Genomic DNA, 8,319 nt, shown 5'->3' on the forward strand with positions numbered 1-8,319 from the left:
GATAAAGAAAATTTTTCCGTTTTGGCAAAGTGAACAGCCAACGCGACTAAATTGGGGTCTTTAATTTTTTTGCCAAAGCAATAAAGCAGTGTCGGTTCGGGAGTCAGTTCAGGATGACAATCGGCAAAATTGACAAAATAATTTCCGTCAATCCACATTTTGTAGAGATATTGTCCCATCTTTTTGATCAGCGGCTGATTGTAAAAACTAATTTTTCCCGCTGTCGCGCTGTGAAGCATATCGTTGACATCAAAAAGCGATCCGGCTGCTCGGCGCCAATAATTCGCGCCTTCGTCGCAGCCGCCGTCTTGCGGATAGGGCGCCACAAAATTATTGAGCACTTCCATCAATTTATGAATTTGTTTTGCCTTGTAACTGGTGGAATCGTCTGAAAGCAAAATGCACTGCAGCCAATTGGAACAAATCCAGGGATTCCAGTTATTTGGGCGACGGCCTGTTTTGTCGTAGCCCATCCATCTGAAATCTGTATGCTGCAAATTTGGCTCAAGAATTCGTTCTTTAACTTCTTTTTGAATCCTTTTTCGAATGAGCGGGCTTACCGAATCCAATTTCTCACCCAGCAAATATTTTATCATTGAAAGCGTTGCCCCGGTTTCCGCAGCAAATAAATCAACATGACGCTCCTCGATGTTGGGCAATCCCACCGGATCATGAAAATAAGCCACATGAGCCGGAACGACCCAACTGGTTTCTTCGCAAATCGCCCAGATTCCGTTAGCAATTTGATCCAGATATTTTCCGTCATTTCGGATACATTCCGCCAAAACCAGCTTGCAAAGATTTTCGCGTCGTTGTTTGTACAATTTTTTGTAATTTGTACGCGTTCCGGTTCGGGCGTAATCGAGATAAAGCGTAGCCATTAAAATAGGCCAGTCGTAATCTTTCACTTCTTCGGCTTCCGCAACTATTTTTTCCGCAACTGGAGAAGGTATCTTTTCAAACGCTCGGCGATTTTCTATAGTCGGCGCCGGTCGCCATGGCCCTGCTGCTGTCAAAGCAGAGTCGATTTGCGCCAGTGAAATTTGAGAAAGAAAAGTCTGGCTGTACACGCTCGAAGCCAGAAAAATCAACCAAAACGCTACAAGATATTTTTTCAATTTTTCTCTCCGTAAAATTTGAGATATCTGATTAATGCTTCAGTGTAATAATAATCCGCATAAATCAAAGGAACATCCACTTCACTGTTTCGGGGCTTGTTGCCCGTGCAATGTTTGAGAATAAAATTTTGATTTTCGCCTTCAGCCGCAAAATATTTTTCCGAAGATAACGAAGCCAACAATTCTTCGGCAAAACGAAAATATTTTTCGCCCTGATTTTCCGGTAAAAATTGAGCTAATTCCAATAATGCCGAAGCCATGATTGCTGCTGCCGATGCATCTCTATGCGTGTTCGGACTGTTCGACGCATCGTAGTCCCAGTAGGGAACTTTATCCGCCGGGAGATTTTTGTGGTCAATGATGAAATCAGCAATTTTTGTTGCCTGCTCCAGATAAGCAAGATTTTTTGTCTCGCGAAATGCCATCGTAAAACCGTACAATCCCCAGGACTGGCCTCGTGCCCAGGCAGAGCTGTCTGCCAGACCCTGATGCGTGTTCCGGGCGACGACCTGACCCGTCAGAGTATCGTAACTTAAAACGTGAAAACTGCTGTTATCGGGGCGAAAGTGATTTTTTAGCGTTGTATTTGCGTGCGAAACTGCAATTTGATAAAAAGTCGAATCGCCCGTTTCCTTCGCAGCCCAGAAAAGAAGTTCCAGATTCATCATATTGTCAATGATCACAGGAAATTCCCAGCGAGAGTTGTTCCATGATTTAATACAGCCAACTTTCGGATTAAATCTTGTTATCAATGATTTAGCTGATTGGATCAAAATTGGCTTAAATTTTTCATCGCCGGTAAATTTCAAGCCGTTTCCGTAGCTGCAGAACATCATAAAACCGACATCGTGAGAGCCGGTATTGAACTGCTCCGGCTCCAGCAGTGCCGTTTCACGCATGGCAGCCTGAAGAAATTTTTTGTCTTTGGTGTAATCATAAACATACCACAAAATTCCGGGGAAAAAGCCGCTGGTCCAGTCGCTGGACGGCACTAACCGCAGGTTTCCGTCCAGATTTACAGTTCGCGGCAGCAAATTCGTGTCTTTTACTGCTTCGTACATTTTCATGGTTTTTGCCGCAATCGTCTCCAAGCGCGCGCGGGCTGTTTGTGCGTTGAAAGCATCATTCGAGTCCTTGGTACAAGTTAAAACTGCCGCGAAAATGATCATTAAAAAGAAGACAGAAAAAGATCGAGAAAATCTATTTTTTGGTAATTGTGTTTTCAAAGTTTCTCCTTCTTTCTTCGTTTTATATGGGCGCAATTCCGAAAAGTTGGTAATCGATTAAGTAATAAATCTAAATCAAAACTGCTGAAGCAGTTAACTATTTATTTTTTATTTTGTCGAAATCCTGTATTTCACCTCTCGCTCAAATCCTTGTTCCGGCGGCAAAATTTTCAACAAGATCGGATAACAGCGCACTGCCGGATAGACTGCCCAATACTTTTCCGCGTCTTTGCCCAATTCAATTTCCGCTTCGCCAGCCAAAAGTTCAAACACAAAAGTTCTTCCTTTTCCGGAAATTTCAATCCTCTGCTCATCTACTTTTCTGAATTCCGTCCCCTGCTCAAAAACAAATGGCTCCACAACTGCCACTTCCGGTTTGACGCTGTGGTAGCGCAACTTTACGATGTGAACGATTTTATCATCGTAAAACTCATGCGTCCATTGATAGGCAACGCCGCCGGGGAAAAGAAATTTGTCGCATAATTCGCCGTTTGTCGTTACTGCCACGGTCGCGCCATTCTCGTTTTTTTCAAAAGAAAGTCTGCCGTCAAATTCGTACAAATTGGTGAAATAGCCATTTTCATTCTCAAATTCAATGCGCGGGGTCAGAGGTTTTATTTCTCCCACATCAGGAAAGTGCATCGGCTCCCAGCGACGATATTCTGTCTGGCTGGAAATCTGCAAAGGCCCGAAACCCTCGGCCCACAGATGCGATATCGAACCTCCTGCCGGGCGATGCATGTATTTGGATTTTTCTTTTCTTTTCAAATCTTTGTAATTGTAGGCAGTGACGGTCGCCATGAAATTTTTTGTGCGAGTAACAATCACATTCATGCTTGGAAAATAACGCACCATGCCAACATTTTCAGAGGGGAGATTTTGCAATTCTATTTTGTCATTGTCGGCAATTTCTGTTGCCATCGCCAGATTTTTTGCCCGCATGACAGTGGGATAAACGCACGGAGGATCAGCAAAAATTTCCCAGTACTGCGGTCCATAACCAATAATGCCATTTTTCATGCAGGATTTAAGAAAACGCAAGTTTTTAATTGCCGCAGCCGGATAGCGAGAATCTTCTGCGGCGAAAAGCGTAAACAAAATTTGACACCCATCCGCAGTGGCGCTCCCGAACATTGTCCACTTGTTCGATCGAATGCCCCAGGAACCATCAATCGCGCCGTTGGGATAAACAAAATAAAGGTGATTTTGCAGCGACTGCTTCACTTTTTCTTCGACAACTTTGTCGCCAGTCAGCCGGGCGTACAAGCCGAGCCCCCAGAGCGACATGTCCATTTCATAGCCGATGTCAGCGCCATATTTGTTGCCGTAAATCCTGCCGCCTTCCGCATTAATAAAGCCGTCCTCGTTCATTTTAGCAATTACCTGATGCGCCAGTTTTTTTGCTTTTTCAAGATAAATTTTATCGGGAAAATATCTGTACATCGTCGATAGTGAAGCAGTTGTCGTCGCGCAATAATTGATGCTGGCAAATTGTGGTGACATTACTTTTACCAAATAACGTGCTGCCGCACGACAGGCGTGTTCCCAGCGGCGTTGTTCCGCTTCCGACATTTCATTTTTCAAAATCTGATAAGCCGAAACCATCATCAGCAACTGGTCTGTGGTCGTGCCGGTCCATTCTTCCGGAGTTTCTTGCCAGGATCCGTCCGGCTGCTGCTGGTCGATGAGCCAATCGCCCAAATTTTTCGCCGCACTGAGATATTTTTTGTCGCCGGTCTCTTTGTAAATAACGGCAAAAGGATAAACTGCCTCCGCTGCCCGGGTGTGCAAAACATCGCACGATGGGCATTGCAGCGCGCCAAAATTTGTATCGCGTGAATCACTGATCTGCAAGTTTATCAGCGCCGCAGTCAATTCTCTCAGTGTCGTCAGATATTCTTTTTTGAGATTTATTTTTTCCCGAGTACCATTGCCGCATGACAATGTCAGCAAAAAAGAGAAAAGGACAAGAGAGAAAACAGTTCTTTTTTTCTTGGAAATGCTTTGCCTCAAAAACATAGATCTCATGTTGTTTAATGAACATTTTCCAGCGAATTAACGATTTCTACACATTTCAAAAAATTGATGAGATTTAAGCGTTAGCTTTTTATCCCTGAAATTAATTGAGTGATAAAATATTTACGGATTAAATCCAGCGACAAAAGTGAACCGCACCTGGAAGGTGCAGCACACTTTAATGCCATCATATTTCTATCGCAGAAATTGCTTTGCGCTCACCTCAATTGTTAGCCCATTTTTCAATTTTAGCCTTCACTTCGGCAATGTCTTTATCATCTTTTTCATCAAGATACCACTCAACTGCTTTGCGGTAAGCTTGCAGCGCTTTTTTTCTGTTATTCACTTTTTCGTACAACCCGCCGAGATCGATGTACAAATCCGAATCCGCCGGATTGATGGCAATTGCTTTCTTCATTTCGGCAATCGCCAGGTCATACTTTTTCTGCTTTTTGTAAATGTCGGCAATCTCATTGTTCGCATCCGGACTGTCTGGTTCGTAAACGTACCATTTTTTGCACCACTCAATAGCTTTGTCGTATTCTTTTTTTGATTTGAAAATATCAACCAAAACTTCATAGCTGTGCGGATAATTCGGTTTTTTTTGAACCGCGCGTTTCGCCAGCAAGATCGCAGAATCGATTTTCCCGGATTCAAAATAGCATCTCGCCAATCCAGACAGCGCTTCGATGCAGGTGGAATCTGCGGCATAGGCTTTCTGCAAATAACCGACGGCTTCCTCGTAATTGTGCTTTTTCAGCAGCTTTCGTCCTTTATGGTAATTTTTTGTCGCCACAACATGGTCGTCAATATCCTCGAGATAAACCCTGTTTTTCAAATAAGCAGCCACCGATTCGGGATTGGACTTGTCCAGAGTAAATTCATCGATAACTTCGCCGTTGATATTTATCGCCTGAAAATGGAGCCTGGAGCCATCGATGTGAACAAGCACAAAGCCAAATACTCGCTCCGCGTATTGCGTCCACTCGCGCCAGCCAATGTAGCGCATGGGCGTGCCGCCGTTTCCGCACACGACATAAGTCACCGCGTGCTTACTTTTTTTCCCGGAAATTGGTTTTGTCCGTTCATAGTTGTGATCGTGGCCGCTCAAAACAAGATCCACGCCGTACTTTTCCATGAGCGGATGAAGCAATTTTTTCAATTCCAGTCTGCTGTTGCGATAGTAATTGCCGCCCGCAGTAAACGGCGGATGATGAGAACTTACAATTGTCCAGGTGGCATGATTGTTTTGCAAGTCGTGAATGAGCCAGTTGTACTCCTCGCTGTTTTCGTAAAGAACCCCATCGTTTGTATCCAGAATAATGAAATGAGCGTTGCCAAAATCAAATGAATACCATCTTTCATTGCCAGGAAACGAAAAGAATTGGTAATAGTAACTGGAATTGTCTTCATGGTTGCCAATGGCGCCGAACAGAGGAATATGCGCCAGCATGTCCCGCGCCGGCGTAAAAAATAATTTCTCCCATTGTTTGTAAATTTCTCCGCGCTCAACAAAATCGCCGTTGTGAATCACAAAATTCGGATGTTTTTCAGAAATGAGTTTGGCGATTTTTCGATAATTAAAAGGCCCATGTTTAGTGTCCCCATACGTTGCAAAAGAAAATGGCGAGTTTTTCCGCACTGCTGTTTTGAATGAATATTTCGGGGATTTCACCCCGTTCGAGGCCACAAAATAGGCATACTCTGTTTCCGGAGTCAAATTTTCAATTTTGATTTCGTGAATTTTCGCTTCTCGTAGCTCAACAACTTTCCGAAAATCAGTACCTTCGGATTTGTAAAATACTGTGCCAAGGCAAGGCGTCTTGCTTTCCCACATTACAGTAATGCCGTCTGTTGTTACATTTTGCAAATAGGGACCTTTGAGAAAAACCTTTTTGTCAATCGACCTCTGGCAGCCGAATAACAATAAAAAAGAGAGCGATGAAAAAGTGAGAAATAACAAAAATTTGATTTGCTTCCATAAAAAAGATTGATTTCGTCTCATTTTCTGGTCCTCAAATAATCTATGATCGCTTTTTTGAAATTTAACCATTGGGTTCCCAAGGCTGCTGCCTTAACTCTGCACAAAAATTGGAGTCAATCCGTACGGGTTTATGAGAAAGTCTATTTTTCGCCACGCCAGTGCTTGCGAATGACGAACGCCGCGGATTTCGGATCGCGCTGGCGATTGAAAACGCCTTTTTTGTTCAAAACAACGCGCCTGAAATGTTGCGCGGTGCGAAAATCGGCAAAATTCCAAATATGCTCGCCGACAGTAAACGGAAAAGATTCGATGACTTCAAAATACTTCATGATGAGCGAGGTTTGGTATTCTTCGGTAAAAAGCTGGGGATAGGTCGCATGAAGACCTTCAATGGTGTCGGCTCCGAACTCGGTCATCAAAATCGGCCTGTCGTATTTGTCATGAAGTTTTTGAATTTCCGCTTTCAACTTTTTTTCGACTTTGTCCAGGTCTGACGGAATCTCGTACCAGCCCCAGTAACGATTCAGCGAAATAATATCGCAATACTTGTAAACCGGATCTTTCTCCTTCCAGTGAGGATAAGTTGGCAGCGTCAACGGTCTTGTCGGGTCCAATTCACGTGTATACTGAAAAATTTCTTGCCAATACTTATGAGATTTCTCCGAATTTGATTCGTCTTCGCCCCAGATGCCAGGCTCGTTCGCCACGCTCCAACCGATCACGCAGGGATGATTTCTGTCCCGGGTGATGAGTTCCCGCAGCGCTTTTTTGTGATTTTCCAGTGTCTTTTCTGTGACGAAACGGAAATTGAGGCTCACCGCTGGCACTTCGGCGATCACCAAAAAGCCCATTCGATCCGCCAATTGCATGATTTCTTCCGCGTACGGATAGTGCGACGTACGAAAAGAGTTAGCGCCAATCCATTTCATAAGTTGAAAATCTTTGACAATTACAGGGAAGGAAAGCCCTTTCCCGAGCACCGGGAAATCTTCGTGTTTACCAAAACCGCGCAAAAATATTTTTTCTTTGTTCAAATAGAGATGATTGTTGTCCCAGGAAATTTCGCGGACACCAACTTCCAGAGAATATTCATCAACAAACTCGCTGTTTTCAAAGAGTTCAAATTTTAATTTATACAAAAATGGATCGTCGGGACTCCAAAAATGGCAATTTTTCACAACAAAATCACCAGCGCTCATATTTTCTCTTAATTCAATTTTTTGTTGTTGGATTTGTGTTTCTTTTTCCCACAGCGAAACGGAAACATTACCCCCATTAAAAAAACGATTGATGAATGATTTGAATTCGATCATCCCAACGCTTCCCTCAATCGAAGTTTTTACTTCAAACTCAGTAAAGTATTTTTCCGGCACAATGGCAATTTTCACTGGCCTGTTCAACCCGCCAAAGGTGAGAAAATCAAACACTGTCGGCGGAAAAGTTTGATGGCGCGCTTTGTGAAAATTCAGGTAGTCATCCTGTGTGACACCCTGCGGAATAGTGTCGTGATTGAGCGAATTGTCCACGCAGACAACAATGAGATTTGCTTGCTCAAAATCGACAACGTTGGTAATGTCAAAAGTGAATGGCAAAAATCCCCCTTCGTGTCCGCCGATTTCTTTGCCGTTCACCCAGACTTTTGCCCGATAATCTGCCGATCCAAAACGCAACAAAATTCTGTTGCCGCGAAAATTTTTGGACAAAACAAATTCTTTTTGATAATAAATTTTGCCGATGTAATTCATTAATCCACGTTCAGCAAGCTGCTCATTCCAACTGCCAGGAACCCCACAAAATGAATCAGCCTCAAATCCCCGAAAAAAATTTTCCTCATTTTCATCCTGTTGTTTTGGCACTTTTATTTCCCAGAAATCCGACAAATCAATCGCAACACGACATCGATTATTTTGTGGATAAAGCATTTCATCAGTCCTTTCTGCTTTCAACCTCAGTCTTTTGAATCCGTAACTATTTT

5 protein-coding genes are annotated in these 8,319 nt (G+C 43.3%); all 5 read right to left on the bottom strand.

What is annotated here, in order from left to right; translation table 11 throughout:
- On the bottom strand, nucleotides 1-1,118 hold a 1,118-nt coding region (locus tag GXO74_03375; protein ID NOZ60700.1), incomplete at its 3' end, for a heparinase.
- Nucleotides 1,115-2,287, bottom strand: a complete 1,173-nt coding sequence (locus GXO74_03380; protein ID NOZ60701.1) for a glucuronyl hydrolase — start codon at nucleotides 2,285-2,287, stop codon at nucleotides 1,115-1,117. The genes GXO74_03375 and GXO74_03380, both read right to left, overlap by 4 nt.
- 165 nt (nucleotides 2,288-2,452) lie before the next feature.
- Nucleotides 2,453-4,363: a hypothetical protein gene (locus GXO74_03385; protein NOZ60702.1), complete on the bottom strand. Its 1,911-nt coding sequence runs from the start codon at nucleotides 4,361-4,363 to the stop codon at nucleotides 2,453-2,455.
- A gap of 220 nt (nucleotides 4,364-4,583) precedes the next feature.
- Nucleotides 4,584-6,365 carry a tetratricopeptide repeat protein gene (locus tag GXO74_03390; protein NOZ60703.1) on the bottom strand — a complete coding sequence of 594 codons (1,782 nt, stop codon included), beginning with the start codon at nucleotides 6,363-6,365 and terminating at the stop codon, nucleotides 4,584-4,586.
- A 119-nt stretch (nucleotides 6,366-6,484) separates the two neighbouring features.
- Nucleotides 6,485-8,266 (bottom strand): beta-glucuronidase, encoded by a 1,782-nt coding sequence (gene uidA, locus GXO74_03395; protein NOZ60704.1) that lies wholly within the window; start codon nucleotides 8,264-8,266, stop codon nucleotides 6,485-6,487.
- Between the last annotated feature and the right edge of the window lie 53 nt (nucleotides 8,267-8,319).

The organism is Calditrichota bacterium, from assembly GCA_013152715.1.
Lineage (GTDB): Bacteria > Zhuqueibacterota > Zhuqueibacteria > Thermofontimicrobiales > Thermofontimicrobiaceae > 4484-87.